The sequence below is a fragment of the Streptomyces sp. Z423-1 genome, assembly GCF_013009255.1.
GTDB lineage: Bacteria > Actinomycetota > Actinomycetes > Streptomycetales > Streptomycetaceae > Streptomyces > Streptomyces gossypiisoli.
Genome location: NZ_CP053109.1, coordinates 5,848,467 through 5,862,552 on the forward strand (window position 1 = coordinate 5,848,467; position 14,086 = coordinate 5,862,552).

The window sequence follows — 14,086 nt, forward strand, 5'->3', positions numbered from 1 at the left end:
GAGTGAGCCGCGGCGCCCTACGCACGACCTGCCGTATCTGCGCTGCCGCGCGTCTTTTCGATCTGACTTCTCCCGACAGGAGCCCTGAGCCATGGCCATCGAGGTCCGCATCCCCACCATCCTCCGCCCGTACACCGACGGTCAGAAGGCCGTCGAAGGCACCGGGGAGACCCTCGCCGAGCTGTTCGCCGACCTCGACACCCGGCACGCGGGCATCCAGGCCCGCATCGTGGACGGCGACCAGCTGCGCCGCTTCGTCAACGTCTACCTGAACGACGAGGACGTCCGCTTCCTCGACGGCATCAACACCAAGCTCGCCGACGGCGACAACGTCACGATCCTGCCGGCCGTGGCCGGCGGCATGGCCTGAAGGCTCTGACCCCGATGCGTTACGACTCCCCGCTGGCCGCGGTGGGCAACACCCCGTTGGTGCGCCTGCCGCGGCTCTCGCCGTCCGCCGACGTCCGGATCTGGGCCAAGCTGGAGGACCGCAACCCGACCGGCTCGGTCAAGGACCGTCCCGCGCTGCACATGATCGAGCAGGCCGAGAAGGACGGCCGGCTGACCCCGGGCTGCACCATCCTGGAGCCCACCTCCGGCAACACCGGCATCTCGCTGGCCATGGCGGCCAAGCTCAAGGGCTACCGCATGGTGTGCGTGATGCCCGAGAACACCTCCCAGGAACGCCGGGACCTGCTCGGCATGTGGGGCGCGGAGATCATCTCCTCCCCGGCCGCCGGCGGCTCCAACACCGCCGTACGCGTCGCCAAGGAACTCGCCGCCGAGCACCCCGACTGGGTGATGCTCTACCAGTACGGCAACCCGGACAACGCCGGCGCGCACTACGCCACCACCGGCCCGGAGATCCTCGCCGACCTTCCCTCCATCACCCACTTCGTCGCGGGCCTCGGCACCACGGGCACCCTGATGGGCGTCGGCCGCTTCCTGCGCGAGCACAAGCCGGACGTGAAGATCGTCGCCGCCGAACCGCGGTACGACGACCTGGTGTACGGCCTGCGCAACCTCGACGAGGGCTTCGTACCGGAGCTGTACGACGCCTCCGTCCTGACCACCCGCTTCTCGGTCGGCTCCGCCGACGCGGTCACCCGCACCCGTGAACTCCTCCAGCAGGAGGGCATCTTCGCGGGCGTCTCCACCGGTGCCGCGCTGCACGCGGCGATCGGCGTCGGCAACAAGGCGCTGAAGGCCGGGGAGAGCGCGGACATCGTCTTCGTCGTGGCCGACGGCGGCTGGAAGTACCTCTCGACGGGCGTCTACACGGCGGCGACGACGGAGGAAGCGATCGAGACGCTCCAGGGCCAGCTCTGGGCGTAAGGGGCCGCGTGGCCAGGTGCGTGAGGGCTATGTAGCCAGGTGACGGACCTGGTCCCACAGGACCGGGTCCACCACCCCCACCCTGCGCCGGAAGTCCCACACCGCGAGCTCCCGCAGCTCGTCCGTCTCCAGGAAGCTCGCCCGGCCCTGGGTGTCCCCGACCGAACCCGGCGGCAGCGGGATCACCCCGGCCCGCTCGTCGTGGTACTTGCTGGTGATCTTCGCGACCGTCGCCCGCCGCCCGTGCACCGCCAGCACCAGGCACGGCCGGTCCTTGGCGCCGGGCCCGTCCTCGTAGGGCACGCTGGCCCACCAGATCTCCGCCGCCCGCGGCCGGGCGGCCGGTCCCTCCGCGTGCCCCGGCGGCCGCGTCCGGCGACCCGCGGGCCGCCGCCGCCCCCAGCCGTCCACGAGCGCGGCGACCAGCGCGAGCAGCACCACCGCTGCGAGTGCCAACCACCAGGACGTGTCCATACGATGACGTTACCGGCGTACGCACCCGCACGCGCGCCCTCCGCCGCGACGCGTGCGCCCCGCGTCCAGCCGAACCGGTGACAGCGCAGGTGAGTTCCCCCACAACGGCCCCTGGCGGAGGAGCGACCCGAGGTTTTGCGCCTTACGCTCGACGGACCGCACGACCCCCGTTTCTCCACACCCGCCCGCGGAGGTTTCTGCTTCATGAAGCTCACCGTCGTCGGCTGCTCGGGGTCGTTCCCGTCCGCGGAATCGGCCTGTTCGAGCTACCTCGTCGAGGCCGACGGCTTCCGGCTGCTCCTCGACATGGGCAATGGCGCCCTGGGCGAGCTGCAGCGCCACTGCGGTCTCTACGACCTCGACGCGATCTTCCTCAGCCATCTGCACGCCGACCACTGCATCGACATGTGCGCCTACTTCGTGGCGCGCTACTACCGGCACGACGGCGGCCGCTGCGCCCCCCTGCCGGTCTACGGGCCGGAAGGCACGGAACACCGTCTGACCACCGCCTACGCCGACACGCCCTCCGCCTCCTCCATGAGCGAGGTCTTCGACTTCCACACGGTCAAGCCGTCCACGTTCGACATCGGCCCGTTCACGGTGCACACCGAACGAGTGGCCCACCCCGTGGAGGCGTACGGCATCCGCATCGAGCACGCCGGACGGACCCTGACGTACTCCGGCGACACGGGAGTCAGCCCGGCCCTGGACGAACTCGCCCGGGACGCCGACCTCTTCCTGTGCGAGGCGGCCTTCACGCACGGCAAGGAAAACATCCCCGACCTGCACCTCAACGGCCGCGAGGCGGGCGAGACGGCCACCCGGGCAGGCGCCCGCCGGCTCCTCCTCACCCACATCCCCCCGTGGACCGACCCACAGGTCAACCTCGCCGACGCCCGCGCGGTGTACGACGGTCCGGCGGAACTGGCGGTGCCCAGGAAGTCGTACGAGATCTGACACGCACGGCATGACGAAGGCCCCCGGAACTTCCGGGGGCCTTCGCACGGTCGGGGCGGCGGGCCGTGCTTACTTCGCCTCGGCCTTCTGCAGCTCCGCCAGCTCCTCGTCGGACTCGCGGCCCGGTGTCGGAAGGTTGAACTTGGTGATCGCGAAGCGGAAGACCACGTAGTAGACCGCCGCGAAGCACAGGCCGACCAGGGCCAGGCCCCATGGGTTGGTGGCGATGCCCAGGTTGAGGGCGAAGTCGATCGCGCCGGCCGAGAAGCCGAAGCCGTCCTTCATGCCCAGCGCCCAGGTCAGCGCCATCGACACACCGGTGAGCAGCGCGTGGATCGCGTACAGCACCGGCGCGATGAACATGAAGGTGAACTCGATCGGCTCGGTGACGCCGGTGAGGAACGAGGTCAGCGCGAGGGAGAACATCATGCCGCCGACGACCTTGCGGCGCTCGGGGCGGGCGCAGTGCACGATCGCGAGGCAGGCCGCCGGGAGCGCGAACATCATGATCGGGAAGAAGCCGGTCATGAACTGGCCCGCGGTCGGGTCGCCTGCCAGGAAGCGGGCGATGTCGCCGCTCTTGCCCTCGTACTCGCCCGCCTGGAACCACGGGAAGGAGTTCAGCAGGTGGTGCATGCCGATCGGGATCAGAGCGCGGTTGGCGACACCGAAGATGCCCGCGCCGACCGCGCCGGAGCCGACCAGCCACTCGCCGAAGTTGTGCAGGCCCGCGCCGAGGACCGGCCAGATGTAGCCGAAGACGATGCCGATGATCAGACCCGCGAAGGCCGACAGGATCGGGACGAGGCGGCGGCCGCCGAAGAAGCCCGCCCAGCCGGGCAGCTTGGTTCGGTAGAAGCGCTGGTAGAGCAGGGCGACGACGAGGCCCATGACCACACCGCCGAGCACCTTGGCGTCCACCGCCTGCTCGACCATGACGATCTTGCCGTCGACGATGGCTTCCTTCTTCGGCAGGCTGCCGTCGGTGAACGTGCCCAGCACGTTCTTGAAGACCAGGTAGCCGGTGACGGCGGCGAGCGCGGTCGAGCCGTCCGACTTCTTCGCGAAACCGATCGCGATGCCCACCGCGAACAGCAGCGCCATGTTGTCCAGGATCGCGTTGCCACCGGCGGCCATGAAGCCGGCGATCTTCGTCAGGAAGGCCGGGAACTCGGGGCGTCCGAGCATGTCCTCGTTGCCGAGGCGGACCAACAGCGCGGCGGCGGGCAGCACGGCCACCGGCAGCATCAGGCTGCGGCCGATACGCTGCAGTACAGCCATCGCGCCGGAGCCCTTCTTCTTCTCGGCCGCGGGAGCGGCGCTGGCCGTGGACACAACTTCCTCCAGTGGGCATGGCGCCGCCCGGGAACAAAGGGAAGGGGGACGGCGGCGTCCGGTGGTCTACACCACTCAGTGGTGTAGACCTGTTGTAGCACGATGAAGGGCGCATAAGGAACCCTCGCCTCCGCCCCTCAGGCCTTCGTCACGTCCTGCACCTCCTCCTCGGCCTCCCGGCCCGGAGTCTTCAAGTCGAATCTGGTGATCGCGAACCGGAAGATCACGTAATAGACGACGGCGAACGCCAGTCCGATCGGGATCAGCAGCCACGGCTTCGTCGCCAGGTTCCAGTTGATGACGTAGTCGATCAGACCGGCCGAGAAACTGAACCCGTCCTTCGCGCCCAGCCCCCACGACACCGCCATCGACACCCCGGTCAGCAGCGCGTGGATGCCGTAGAGGACCGGGGCGACGAAGAGGAACGAGTACTCGATGGGCTCGGTGATGCCGGTGACGAACGACGTCAGCGCCACCGACAGCATCAGACCGCCGACCTCCTTGCGGCGGCCCGGCCTGGCGCAGTGCGTGATGGCGAGGGCGGCGGCCGGCAGGGCGAACATCATGATCGGGAAGAAGCCCGTGGTGAACTGGCCCGCGTTCGGGTCGCCCGCCAGGAACATGTTGATGTCCCCGTGCACCACCGTGCCGTCGGGCGCGGTGTAGGTGCCGAACTGGAACCAGATGGGCACGTTCAGGAACTGATGCAGGCCGACGACGAGCAGCGCCCGGTTGGCGATGCCGAAGACGCCCGCGCCCCACGCGCCCAGATCGCTCATCCAGTCGCTGAAACTCTCCAGAGCGTCCCCGACCGGCGGCCAGATCCACAGACACAGCGCGGCGAACACGATCGCCACGAACGCCATGATGATCGGCACCAGCCGCCGGCCGTTGAAGAAGCCGAGCCAGTCCACCAGCTTCGTACGGTGGAAACGCTGCCAGAAGAAGGCCGACAGCAGGCCCATGACGATGCCGCCGAAAACCCCGGGGTTCTGGTACGTGAACGCCGACACCGTCCCGTCGGCGGCCTGGCAGCCCGTGCCGATCACCTCCGCCCCCCACCGGACAGGGCTCCGGGAACTCACGCAGCACCGAGTAGTAGACGAGAAACCCGGCCACCGCCGCGAGCGCGGTCGAACCGTCCGACTTCTTCGCCATGCCGATCGCCACACCGACACAGAAGAGAAGGGGAAGACCCAGCGCACTGTCGAGCAGCGCCCCACCCGCGCCCGCCATCACCTTGGAGACGCTGGTCCAGCCGAGCCCCTCGTCGCCGAACAGGTCCGGCTGACCGAGCCGGTTGAGGATGCCCGCGGCCGGGAGGACGGCGATGGGGAGCTGAAGACTGCGGCCCATCTTCTGCAGGCCCTGATAGAGGGTGCTCCAGCGGTCGCGAGCGGGACGGGCGGCGCTGTCGGCACTCATCGGACTCCTCCCGGAGAACCGGGTTTGGCGACCGTCCGCCAGGTGGTGTAGACCAGTCGGCGGAAGGTTCCGCTGTCGTGACGCCATCATTCGGTACGTACGCCAGGACCGCTCGCGAACGTGGGCCGACTGTGGGTTACTGCGACAGAGCGCTTCGGACCAGGTCGGATCAGGTCGGATCAGGTTGGATCAGGGAGAAAGACATGGCCAGCAAGGCTGAGAAGATCGTTGCCGGGCTCGGTGGCATCGACAACATCGAAGAGGTCGAGGGCTGCATCACGCGGCTGCGGGTCGAGGTGTCCGACGCCTCGCTGGTCGACGACGCCGCCCTCAAGGGCGCCGGCGCCCACGGCGTCGTGAAGATGGGCACCGCCATCCAGGTCGTCATCGGCACCGACGCCGACCCGATCGCGGCGGACATCGAAGACATGATGTGAGCCCCTCTTCGTGTGACGGTGCTGGTCGGTCCCCCCAAAAACATGGGGGGACCGAGCCGGATCGGCGGGCGGATAGGCTCGACCCATGTCTCGAATCGACGGCCGCACTCCCGAACAGCTCCGCCCGATCACCATCGAACGCGGCTGGAGCAAGCACGCCGAGGGCTCCGTCCTCGTCTCCTTCGGCGACACGAAGGTCTTCTGCACCGCCTCCGTCACCGAGGGCGTCCCCCGCTGGCGCAAGGGCAGCGGCGAGGGCTGGGTCACCGCGGAGTACGCCATGCTGCCCCGCTCCACCAACACCCGGGGCGACCGCGAGTCGGTCAAGGGCAAGATCGGCGGCCGGACCCACGAGATCTCCCGCCTCATCGGCCGCTCCCTGCGCGCGGTCGTCGACTACAAGGCGCTCGGCGAGAACACCATCGTCCTGGACTGCGACGTCCTCCAGGCCGACGGCGGCACCCGCACCGCGGCCATCACCGGCGCGTACGTCGCCCTGGCCGACGCCGTCTCCTGGGCCCGGGCCAAGAAGCTGATCCGGCCCAGCCGCCAGCCCCTCACCGGCTCGGTCAGCGCCGTGTCCGTCGGCATCGTCGGCGGCGTCCCGCTGCTCGACCTCTGCTACGAGGAGGACGTGCGCGCCGAGACCGACATGAACGTCGTCTGCACCGGCGACGGACGGTTCGTCGAGGTCCAGGGCACCGCGGAGGCCGAGCCCTTCGCACGCGAGGAGCTCAACGCGCTGCTCGACCTGGCGGTGGCCGGCTGTACGGAACTCGCCGAGCTGCAGCGCACGGCGCTCGCGGCGGCCCTGGAGAAGTGACCGGCCGAAGGTAAAGGGCGCACCAAAAGCGGTGGTCGGCGCGGGCAACCGTACCGACCACCGGCGCGTCTCATGAGATACGGGCGCACGGCTCATCCCTGTGCGCCCGGCCAGCATCCGGGCCCGTCGGGCCCGATTCCGAGGGAGGGACCGTTCCATGGCCGCGAGCCGCCGCCGACGCCGTACCGCAGCCGTCGCCGCCACCCTGGCAGCGATCGCGCTGACCGCCGGGCTCACCACCGGCTGCGACGCCGTGAACAAGGCACTCGACTGCGTCCAGACCGCCGACGCCATAGCCGACAGCGTCACGGACCTCCAGCAGGCCGTCGAGAGCGCCGCGAACGACCCGACCCAGCTCCAGGAGTCCCTCGACTCCATCGAGCAGAACCTCGGCGAGATCGGCGACAAGACCGACAACGCCGACGTCAACAAGGCCGTGGACGACCTCCAGAAGGCCGTCGACAACGTCCGCACGGGGGTGGCGAACGGCGACCAGACCCCCGACATCAGCCCGGTCACGGACGCGGCCGGCGAACTGACCAAGGTCTGCACGCCGTAAGCGGACGCCTGGCGGCGCTGGATACTGAGGGCATGACCCGCTTGATCCTCGCCACCCGCAACCACGGAAAGATCACCGAGCTGAAGGCGATCATCGCCGACGCAGGTCTGCGCCACGACCTCGTCGGCGCGGACGCCTACCCCGACGTCCCCGACGTCCGCGAGACCGGTGTGACCTTCGCCGAGAACGCCCTGCTCAAGGCCCACACCCTGGCCAAGGCCACCGGCCTGCCCGCGGTCGCCGACGACTCGGGCCTGTGCGTCGACGTCCTCGGCGGCGCGCCGGGCATCTTCTCGGCCCGCTGGTCCGGCACGCACGGCGACGACCGCGCCAACCTGGACCTCCTCCTGGCCCAACTCTCCGACATCCCCGAGGAGCACCGCGGCGCCCACTTCACCTGCGCGGCGGCCCTGGCCCTGCCCGACGGCACGGAACGGGTCGTCGAGGGCCGTCTCAGGGGCGTACTCCGCCACAAACCGACCGGCACCCACGGCTTCGGCTACGACCCGATCCTCCAGCCGGACGGCGAGAAGCGAACGTGCGCGGAGATGAGCCCCGACGAGAAGAACGCCATCAGCCATCGGGGGAAGGCGTTCCGGGCGTTGGTGCCGGTGGTGCGGGAACTCCTCGGCTAGCCGAGGGAATTGCTGGTGCGGCCGGAGGGACTCGAACCCTCACGGGAGTTACCCCACTGGGACCTAAACCCAGCGTGACTGCCAATTCCACCACGGCCGCCTGGTGCTGCCCGGCCATGCTACTGGCCGGGCAGGGGTCTCAGATGCCCAGATCCTTGATGATCTTGGCCACGTGGCCCGTCGCCCGCACGTTGTACAGGGCGCGCTCGACCTTGCCCTCCTCGTCCACGATCACCGTGGAGCGGATGACGCCCAGGTACGTCTTGCCGTAGTTCTTCTTCTCGCCGTAGGCCCCGTAAGCCTCGGTGACGGACTTCTCCGGGTCGGCGAGCAGCGTGACCTTCAGGGACTCCTTGTCGCGGAACTTCGACAGCTTCTCGGGCTTGTCCGGTGAGATGCCGATCACGTCGTAGCCGGCGCCGGCCAGCAGGTCGAGGTTGTCGGTGAAGTCGCAGGCCTGCTTGGTGCAGCCGGGTGTCAGTGCCGCGGGGTAGAAGTAGACGATGACCTTGCGGCCCTTGTGGTCCGCGAGGGACACCGCGTTGCCGTCGGCGTCGGGCAGGGTGAAGGCGGGGGCCACGTCCCCGGGCTGGAGTCGATCGCTCATCCGGCAAGCGTAACCGGGGGTCCTGGCGGTGCGGTCGGCCGTGGAGCTGACAGACTGTCCGGAACAGGCATCACCAGACTTCGGAGGCCGTACCGTGGCGGACACGTCGGACACCAGAACCCCGGCGCAGATCGAGGCGGACATCAGGCGCCGCCGCGACGTGCTGGCCGAGACGCTCGACGAGATCGGGGTGCGGGTGCACCCGAAGACGATCGTCGGGGACGCCCGGGCCAAGGTCGCGGCGAATGTCGATCACACCCTCGGGCGTGCCTATGTTCAGGTCAACCGGGTGGTGAGCGATGTCAAGGCGCAGTTCGTGGACGAGAACGGCGCGCCCCGGATGACGCGCGTGCTGCCCGCCGCACTCGTCGCCGTCGGTGTCGTCGGGCTGCTCGTGCTGGGCCCCCGGCGCCGTAAGCGCTGACCCACCGGCCTACGGATGTTTCGAATGCAGGTAGGTTCAAGGCGTGAGCGGTAACAGAAACGACCACAGCACCCATCCCGACAAGCTCCCCATCCGGATGCTGCACGACCGTGTGCTCGTGCGGCAGGACACCAGCGAGGGCGAGCGGCGTTCCGGCGGCGGCATCCTGATCCCCGCCACGGCGGCCGTGGGCCGTCGGCTGGCGTGGGCGGAGGTCGTCGCGGTGGGGCAGAACGTACGGACCGTGGAGCCGGGCGACCGGGTCCTGTACGACCCGGAGGACCGTGCCGAGGTGGAGGTGCGCGGCGTCGCGTACGTCCTCATGCGCGAGCGTGATCTGCACGCGGTGGCCGCGGACCGGTTCGAGGGGTCCGAGGACTCCACGGGGCTGTACTTGTAAGAGAAGCAGTACAGAAGGGCTGGTGACCGTCGTCACCAGCCCTTTCGTGTGCCCTTTGCTACGGTGGAGAACCACCCGACGAGACGCGCCGTACCGGGTTGAAGGCAAAGACGACGCACCCCCGTCAGTCCGCCTGTCTCTCGGAGGTGCCTCTCATGGCCTGGGTTCTGCTGATCATCGCCGGTGTGCTCGAAGTCGGCTGGTCGATCGGGATGAAGTACACCGACGGTTTCACCCGGCTCGTCCCCAGCCTGTTCACCGGCGCCGGCATCGTCGCCAGCATGCTGCTGCTCTCGTACGCCGCGAAGTCCCTGCCCATCGGTACCGCCTACGGCGTGTGGGTCGGGATCGGGGCGGCCGGGTCGGCGGTGCTCGGCATGGTGGTACTGGGGGAGCCGGCCACCGCCGCCCGGATCTTCTTCGTCTGTCTGCTGCTGGTCGCCGTCGTGGGTCTGAAGGCGACCTCCGGTCACTGATCCGGGGTCACTGGCGCCGGAAGCCGGGCATGCCCCCGGTCGTCGTGCCCGTGGAGGTGCCGCCTCCGGTGATGCCTCCCTCGGTGCCGCCGGTGGTGGTGTCGCCGCCGGTGGTCGTGCCCCCGTCGGTGGTCGTCCCGCCGTCCGTCGTCGTGCCGCCGTCGGTGGTCGTGCCCCCGTCCGTGGGCGTCCCGCCGTCCGTGGGCGTGCCCCCCGTCGTCGTACCGCCGTCGCCCGTCGTGGCCCCGCCGGTCGTGCCGCCCTGCGCCTCGCCCGGGGTCTGGGTGCCGTCGGTGCCGGGCGTGTCCCCGTCGGTCGGGGCGTCGGTGGCCCGGTCGTCGGCGGGCGGGGCCGTGGGCGTGAACACCACGTCGGCGCCCTCCTGGAGCCGCAGGTCGAAGTCGCTGACCGGCGTGCCTTCGAGGGCGTCCTTGGTGAACTGGGCCCAGATCTTGGCGGGCGGTCCGCCGCCGTTGACGCGGTCCAGGCCCATCGCGCCGTACAGCGACTCGTGGGCGGCCGTGACCGGGTCCTGGCCCATCACGGCGACGACGGTGGCCAGGTCGGGGGTGTAGCCCGCGAACCAGGCCGCCTGGTCCTCCTCCGCCGTGCCGGTCTTGCCGGCCGCCGGACGGCCGGCGGCCAGCGCTTCGGTGGCGGTGCCGTTCTGGACGACGCTGCGCAGGATCGACGTCGTGGTGTCGGCGGCCTCGCGGCTGACGGCCTGGGTGGTCTTCCGCTCGGGCAGGTCGATCACCTCGGCGCCCTCCCGGGTGATCTTCTCGACCAGGGTGTACGTGCCGTGCTCGCCGTGGTTCGCGAGGGTGGCGTACGCCTCCGCCATGTCCAGGACGCTCGCCTGGGCCACGCCGAGCGCGATCGACGGGTAGGGGCCCAGCTCGGGGGTGCCGGCGGGCACGCCGAGGTCGACCGCGGTCCGCATGACCTTGTCGGGGCCGACGTCGACGGCCATCTGCGCGTACACGGAGTTCACGGACTTGTCGGTGGCCTCGCGGACCGTGATGTTGCCGTACGACACCTGGTCCTCGTTCTCGGGGGCGTAGGCGCCGCTCCAGCCCTGCACGGGGCGCTTGTTGGTGCCGTCGTAGTAGGTGTTGGGGGTGATGGGCGTGCCGTTCTGGGTGGTCGAGTCGTTCTCGACGGCCGCGGTGAACACGAACGGCTTGAAGATGGAGCCGACCTGGAAGTCCCGCCGGGTCGCGCCGTTGGTGTACTGCTTGACGTAGTCGATGCCGCCGTACATCGCGACGACCTTGCCCGTCTTGGGGTCGACGGCGGCGCCGCCCGCGCGGACGTAGTTGTCGACCTTGCGGTTCTTCTTGTCCAGCTTGGACATCAGCTGGTCGTTGACGGCCTTGACGAAGGCGTTCTGCTTGGGCTTCTGCAGGGTGGTGGTGATGCGGTAGCCGCCCGCTTCGAGGGATTCCGCGTCGATGATGTCGTTGGCGGTGAGGTACTGCTTGACCGCGTCGACGATGTAGCCGCGCTGCCCGGACATGCCGGTCGAGACGGTGGCCTCCTTCGGCACCGGGAACTTCAGGCCGGCCCGCTCGGTCCGGGTGAGCCAGCCCTCCTTGACCATGCCGTCCAGGACGTAGTTCCAGCGGGCCTCGGCGGCGGGCTTGTTCTCCGGGTGGGCGACGACGTCGTACTCGCTGGGCGCGTTGAGCAGCGCGGCGAGGTAGGCGCCGCGGGCCGCGTCCAGTTCGGTGGCGTCCATGCCGTAGTAGGCCTGGGCGGCGGCCTGGATGCCGTAGGCGTTGCGGCCGAAGTAGCTGGTGTTGAGGTAGCCCTCCAGGATGTCGTTCTTGCTCTTCTCCTGATCGAGCTTGATCGAGATGAAGAACTCCTTGACCTTCCGGGTGACCGTCTGCTCCTGGGCCAGGTAGTAGTTCTTGACGTACTGCTGGGTGATCGTGGAGCCCGACTGCTTGCCCTTGCCGGTGGCCGTGTTCCAGGCGGCGCGCACCATCGCCTTGGGGTCGATCGCGGACTCGGTGTAGAAGTCGCGGTCCTCGGCGGCCAGTACGGCGTGCTGCGCGTCCTTGGAGATCTGGGCGAGGGTGACGTTCTCCCGGTTGACCTCGCCGTCCCGGGCGAGCTGGGAGCCGTCGGCGTACAGATAGACGTTGCTCTGCTTGGTCGCCAGCGCGTTCGCCGGCGGGATCTTGACCATGGAGTAGCCGAGGAAGAACAGGCCGATCAGCAGCAGAACGCCCATGACGAAGGTGCCGAGCATCATGCGCCAGGTCGGAATGATCCGGCGCCAGCCGGTGCGCCTCGGCCGCCCGGGTTTCCCCTCCCCGGGCCCGCCCTGGTTCGGCTGCTGCGGCTGCGGCTCGTCTCTCATGTCGTGCACGGACTCCTGTGTCGTCCCTCGGATGTCATCTGCGCCCCCATCTGAAGACTCTCGCACCCCGCGTTCCGTTCCCGGATCCCGGCACGTGTCCGCCCGGAAAATGCCTCGCGGTCCGGATCGGCCGCGTACTAGGCTCCTGCGCTTCGGTGTCGGGCTGGTCGGGGACGGTGGTTCGGTGTGGGCACGGGACGGTTGTACGCGGCCGTCGCGGTGGGGGGTTTCCGACGGTACGCGACGTATCGGGCGGCCACGGCCGCCGGGGTGTTCACCAACACCGTCTTCGGGCTGATCCTCGTGTACACCTACCTCGCCCTGTGGGACGAGAGACCCCAGCTCGGCGGGTACGACCAGGCGCAGGCCGTCACCTATGTGTGGCTGGGGCAGGCGCTGCTGTCGACGCTCGCGATCGGGGGCGGCGGTTTCGAGACCGAGCTGATGGAACGCATCCGCACCGGTGATGTCGCGATCGACCTCTACCGCCCCGCCGACCTTCAACTGTGGTGGCTCGCGGGCGACTTGGGCCGGGCCCTGTTCCAGCTGCTGGGGCGCGGGGTGCTGCCCTTCGCGTTCGGGGCGCTGTTCTTCGACGTCGCGCTGCCGTCGGATCCGGTCACGTGGGGTGCCTGTCTGGTCGCGGTACTGCTCGGGATGGTGGTCAGCTTCGGGATCCGGTACCTGGTGGCGCTGAGCGCGTTCTGGCTGCTCGACGGGACCGGGGTGACGCAGATGCTGATGATCACCGGGACCTTCTGCTCGGGCATGCTGCTGCCGCTGAACGTCTTCCCCGGCCTGCTCGGCGAGGTCGTACGGGCCCTGCCGTGGTCGTCGCTGCTCCAGGCGCCGGCGGACGTGCTGCTGGGGCACGCCGATCCGGTCGGCACGTTCCTCTTCCAGGGGGCGTGGGCGGTGGCGCTGCTGGCGGCGGGGCGGCTGGTGCAGTCGGCGGCCACACGGCGGGTGGTGGTGCAGGGTGGGTGATATCGGTCACGTGCGGCAGGCCGGCCGGGTCGCGGACGGGCTGCGGGCGTACGGCCTGATCGTCGCCATGTGGATCAAGTCCACCATGGCCTACCGGGCCTCCTTCGTCATGACCACCGTCGGCAACTTCGCGGCGACCGCGCTGGACTTCGTCGCGATCCTGCTGATGTTCTCCCGCGTGGACGCGCTCGGCGGCTACACACTGCCCGAGATCGCCTTCCTGTACGGCCTGAGCAGCGTCGCCTTCGGACTCGCCGACCTGGCGATCGGATCGATGGACCGGCTGGGGCGCCGGGTGCGGGACGGCACGCTGGACACGCTGCTGGTGCGGCCGGCGCCGGTGCTCGCACAGGTCGCCGCCGACCGGTTCGGCCTGCGCCGCCTGGGCCGCGTCGCCCAGGGCGCGCTGGTCCTCGGCTACGCGCTGGCGACGCTGGACATCGACTGGACGCCGCTGAAGGTGCTGCTGATGCCGGTGATGCTGCTCAGCGGGGCGGCGATCTTCTGCGCGGTGTTCGTCGCGGGCGCCGCCTTCCAGTTCGTGGCGCAGGACGCCTCCGAGGTGCAGAACGCGTTCACCTACGGCGGTACGACGCTGCTGCAGTACCCGCCGACCGTGTTCGGCAAGGAACTGGTGCGCGGGGTGACCTTCGTCCTGCCGCTGGCCTTCGTCAACTGGCTGCCCGCGAGCTACATCCTGGGGCGGCCGTATCCGCTGGACCTGCCGCAGTGGGTGGCGGCCACGCCGCCGCTGGTGGCGGTGGCGTGCTGCGCGCTGGCCGGGCTGGCGTGGCGGGCGGGGCTGAAGACCTATCGGAGCACAGGGAGTTAGACCGGTGAC

Annotated in this window: 16 protein-coding genes, 1 tRNA gene, 1 pseudogene and 1 riboswitch; of the genes and pseudogenes, 12 read left to right on the plus strand and 6 right to left on the minus strand. The window is 69.6% G+C overall.

Annotation, left to right across the window (positions count from 1 at the left end):
- Positions 1-91 precede the first annotated feature (91 nt).
- A complete protein-coding gene (locus HJD23_RS26160; protein ID WP_171114112.1) occupies positions 92-370 on the plus strand; it encodes a MoaD/ThiS family protein in 279 nt (92 codons plus the stop codon).
- Between the two features lie 14 nt (positions 371-384).
- Entirely contained in the window at positions 385-1,335 is a 951-nt protein-coding gene (locus HJD23_RS26165) for a cysteine synthase (RefSeq protein WP_171114111.1), read from the plus strand.
- A gap of 27 nt (positions 1,336-1,362) precedes the next feature.
- On the opposite strand, the gene HJD23_RS26170 is transcribed toward HJD23_RS26165, so the two are convergent.
- A complete protein-coding gene (locus tag HJD23_RS26170) occupies positions 1,363-1,809 on the minus strand; it encodes a type II toxin-antitoxin system PemK/MazF family toxin (RefSeq protein WP_171114110.1) in 447 nt (148 codons plus the stop codon).
- 204 nt (positions 1,810-2,013) lie between these two features.
- Here HJD23_RS26170 and HJD23_RS26175 point away from each other — a divergent pair, with 204 nt between their 5' ends.
- Positions 2,014-2,766 (plus strand): MBL fold metallo-hydrolase, encoded by a 753-nt coding sequence (locus tag HJD23_RS26175; protein ID WP_171114109.1) that lies wholly within the window; start codon positions 2,014-2,016, stop codon positions 2,764-2,766.
- A gap of 69 nt (positions 2,767-2,835) precedes the next feature.
- On the opposite strand, the gene HJD23_RS26180 is transcribed toward HJD23_RS26175, so the two are convergent.
- Positions 2,836-4,101, minus strand: coding sequence for a PTS transporter subunit EIIC (locus HJD23_RS26180; RefSeq protein ID WP_171114108.1), 1,266 nt, complete (start codon positions 4,099-4,101; stop codon positions 2,836-2,838).
- Positions 4,102-4,238: 137 nt separating this feature from the next.
- Positions 4,239-5,526: pseudogene (locus HJD23_RS26185) on the minus strand (PTS transporter subunit EIIC).
- 188 nt (positions 5,527-5,714) lie between these two features.
- On the opposite strand from HJD23_RS26185, the gene HJD23_RS26190 reads away from it, so the two are divergent.
- The 4 genes from HJD23_RS26190 to rdgB all read left to right on the plus strand — a co-directional run bounded on the left by HJD23_RS26190 (position 5,715) and on the right by rdgB (position 7,980).
- The gene (locus tag HJD23_RS26190; RefSeq protein ID WP_277347811.1) at positions 5,715-5,963 is read left to right on the plus strand and encodes a PTS glucose/sucrose transporter subunit IIB; all 249 of its coding nucleotides are present in this window, start codon (positions 5,715-5,717) and stop codon (positions 5,961-5,963) included.
- Positions 5,964-6,048: 85 nt separating this feature from the next.
- Positions 6,049-6,786, plus strand: coding sequence for a ribonuclease PH (gene rph / locus HJD23_RS26195; RefSeq protein ID WP_171114106.1), 738 nt, complete (start codon positions 6,049-6,051; stop codon positions 6,784-6,786).
- Between the two features lie 157 nt (positions 6,787-6,943).
- Positions 6,944-7,345 carry a hypothetical protein gene (locus tag HJD23_RS26200; RefSeq protein WP_171114105.1) on the plus strand — a complete coding sequence of 134 codons (402 nt, stop codon included), beginning with the start codon at positions 6,944-6,946 and terminating at the stop codon, positions 7,343-7,345.
- A gap of 32 nt (positions 7,346-7,377) precedes the next feature.
- Positions 7,378-7,980 carry an RdgB/HAM1 family non-canonical purine NTP pyrophosphatase gene (gene rdgB, locus HJD23_RS26205; protein ID WP_171114104.1) on the plus strand — a complete coding sequence of 201 codons (603 nt, stop codon included), beginning with the start codon at positions 7,378-7,380 and terminating at the stop codon, positions 7,978-7,980.
- A 13-nt stretch (positions 7,981-7,993) separates the two neighbouring features.
- On the opposite strand, the gene HJD23_RS26210 is transcribed toward rdgB, so the two are convergent.
- Positions 7,994-8,080, minus strand: a tRNA-Leu gene (locus HJD23_RS26210).
- A gap of 39 nt (positions 8,081-8,119) precedes the next feature.
- Entirely contained in the window at positions 8,120-8,587 is a 468-nt protein-coding gene (gene bcp, locus HJD23_RS26215) for a thioredoxin-dependent thiol peroxidase (RefSeq protein WP_171114103.1), read from the minus strand.
- A gap of 94 nt (positions 8,588-8,681) precedes the next feature.
- Here bcp and HJD23_RS26220 point away from each other — a divergent pair, with 94 nt between their 5' ends.
- The 3 genes from HJD23_RS26220 (at position 8,682) to HJD23_RS26230 (ending at position 9,887) form a co-directional block, all read left to right on the plus strand.
- Positions 8,682-9,011 carry a DUF3618 domain-containing protein gene (locus tag HJD23_RS26220; RefSeq protein WP_171114102.1) on the plus strand — a complete coding sequence of 110 codons (330 nt, stop codon included), beginning with the start codon at positions 8,682-8,684 and terminating at the stop codon, positions 9,009-9,011.
- Positions 9,012-9,054: 43 nt separating this feature from the next.
- On the plus strand, positions 9,055-9,411 hold the full coding sequence (locus HJD23_RS26225; protein WP_141314982.1) for a co-chaperone GroES: 357 nt from the start codon (positions 9,055-9,057) through the stop codon (positions 9,409-9,411).
- A 57-nt stretch (positions 9,412-9,468) separates the two neighbouring features.
- Positions 9,469-9,531: riboswitch (guanidine-III (ykkC-III) riboswitch) on the plus strand.
- A 35-nt stretch (positions 9,532-9,566) separates the two neighbouring features.
- Positions 9,567-9,887, plus strand: a complete 321-nt coding sequence (locus HJD23_RS26230; protein WP_141314984.1) for an SMR family transporter — start codon at positions 9,567-9,569, stop codon at positions 9,885-9,887.
- A gap of 7 nt (positions 9,888-9,894) precedes the next feature.
- On the opposite strand, the gene HJD23_RS26235 is transcribed toward HJD23_RS26230, so the two are convergent.
- A complete protein-coding gene (locus HJD23_RS26235; protein WP_171114101.1) occupies positions 9,895-12,258 on the minus strand; it encodes a transglycosylase domain-containing protein in 2,364 nt (787 codons plus the stop codon).
- Between the two features lie 186 nt (positions 12,259-12,444).
- Here HJD23_RS26235 and HJD23_RS26240 point away from each other — a divergent pair, with 186 nt between their 5' ends.
- The gene (locus HJD23_RS26240; protein WP_171114100.1) at positions 12,445-13,245 is read left to right on the plus strand and encodes an ABC-2 family transporter protein; all 801 of its coding nucleotides are present in this window, start codon (positions 12,445-12,447) and stop codon (positions 13,243-13,245) included.
- Positions 13,238-14,077 (plus strand): ABC transporter permease, encoded by an 840-nt coding sequence (locus HJD23_RS26245; protein ID WP_240980814.1) that lies wholly within the window; start codon positions 13,238-13,240, stop codon positions 14,075-14,077. The genes HJD23_RS26240 and HJD23_RS26245 overlap by 8 nt, the downstream gene beginning before the upstream one ends.
- The last annotated feature ends 9 nt before the right edge of the window (positions 14,078-14,086 follow it).

Coding starts and splice junctions, on each gene's coding strand:
- HJD23_RS26160 (WP_171114112.1), top strand. CDS start 92: ATGGCCATCGAGGTCCGCATCCCCACCATCCTCCGCCCGTACACCGAC.
- HJD23_RS26165 (WP_171114111.1), top strand. CDS start 385: ATGCGTTACGACTCCCCGCTGGCCGCGGTGGGCAACACCCCGTTGGTG.
- HJD23_RS26170 (WP_171114110.1), bottom strand. CDS start 1,809: ATGGACACGTCCTGGTGGTTGGCACTCGCAGCGGTGGTGCTGCTCGCG.
- HJD23_RS26175 (WP_171114109.1), top strand. CDS start 2,014: ATGAAGCTCACCGTCGTCGGCTGCTCGGGGTCGTTCCCGTCCGCGGAA.
- rph (WP_171114106.1), top strand. CDS start 6,049: ATGTCTCGAATCGACGGCCGCACTCCCGAACAGCTCCGCCCGATCACC.
- HJD23_RS26200 (WP_171114105.1), top strand. CDS start 6,944: ATGGCCGCGAGCCGCCGCCGACGCCGTACCGCAGCCGTCGCCGCCACC.
- rdgB (WP_171114104.1), top strand. CDS start 7,378: ATGACCCGCTTGATCCTCGCCACCCGCAACCACGGAAAGATCACCGAG.
- bcp (WP_171114103.1), bottom strand. CDS start 8,587: ATGAGCGATCGACTCCAGCCCGGGGACGTGGCCCCCGCCTTCACCCTG.
- HJD23_RS26230 (WP_141314984.1), top strand. CDS start 9,567: ATGGCCTGGGTTCTGCTGATCATCGCCGGTGTGCTCGAAGTCGGCTGG.
- HJD23_RS26235 (WP_171114101.1), bottom strand. CDS start 12,258: ATGAGAGACGAGCCGCAGCCGCAGCAGCCGAACCAGGGCGGGCCCGGG.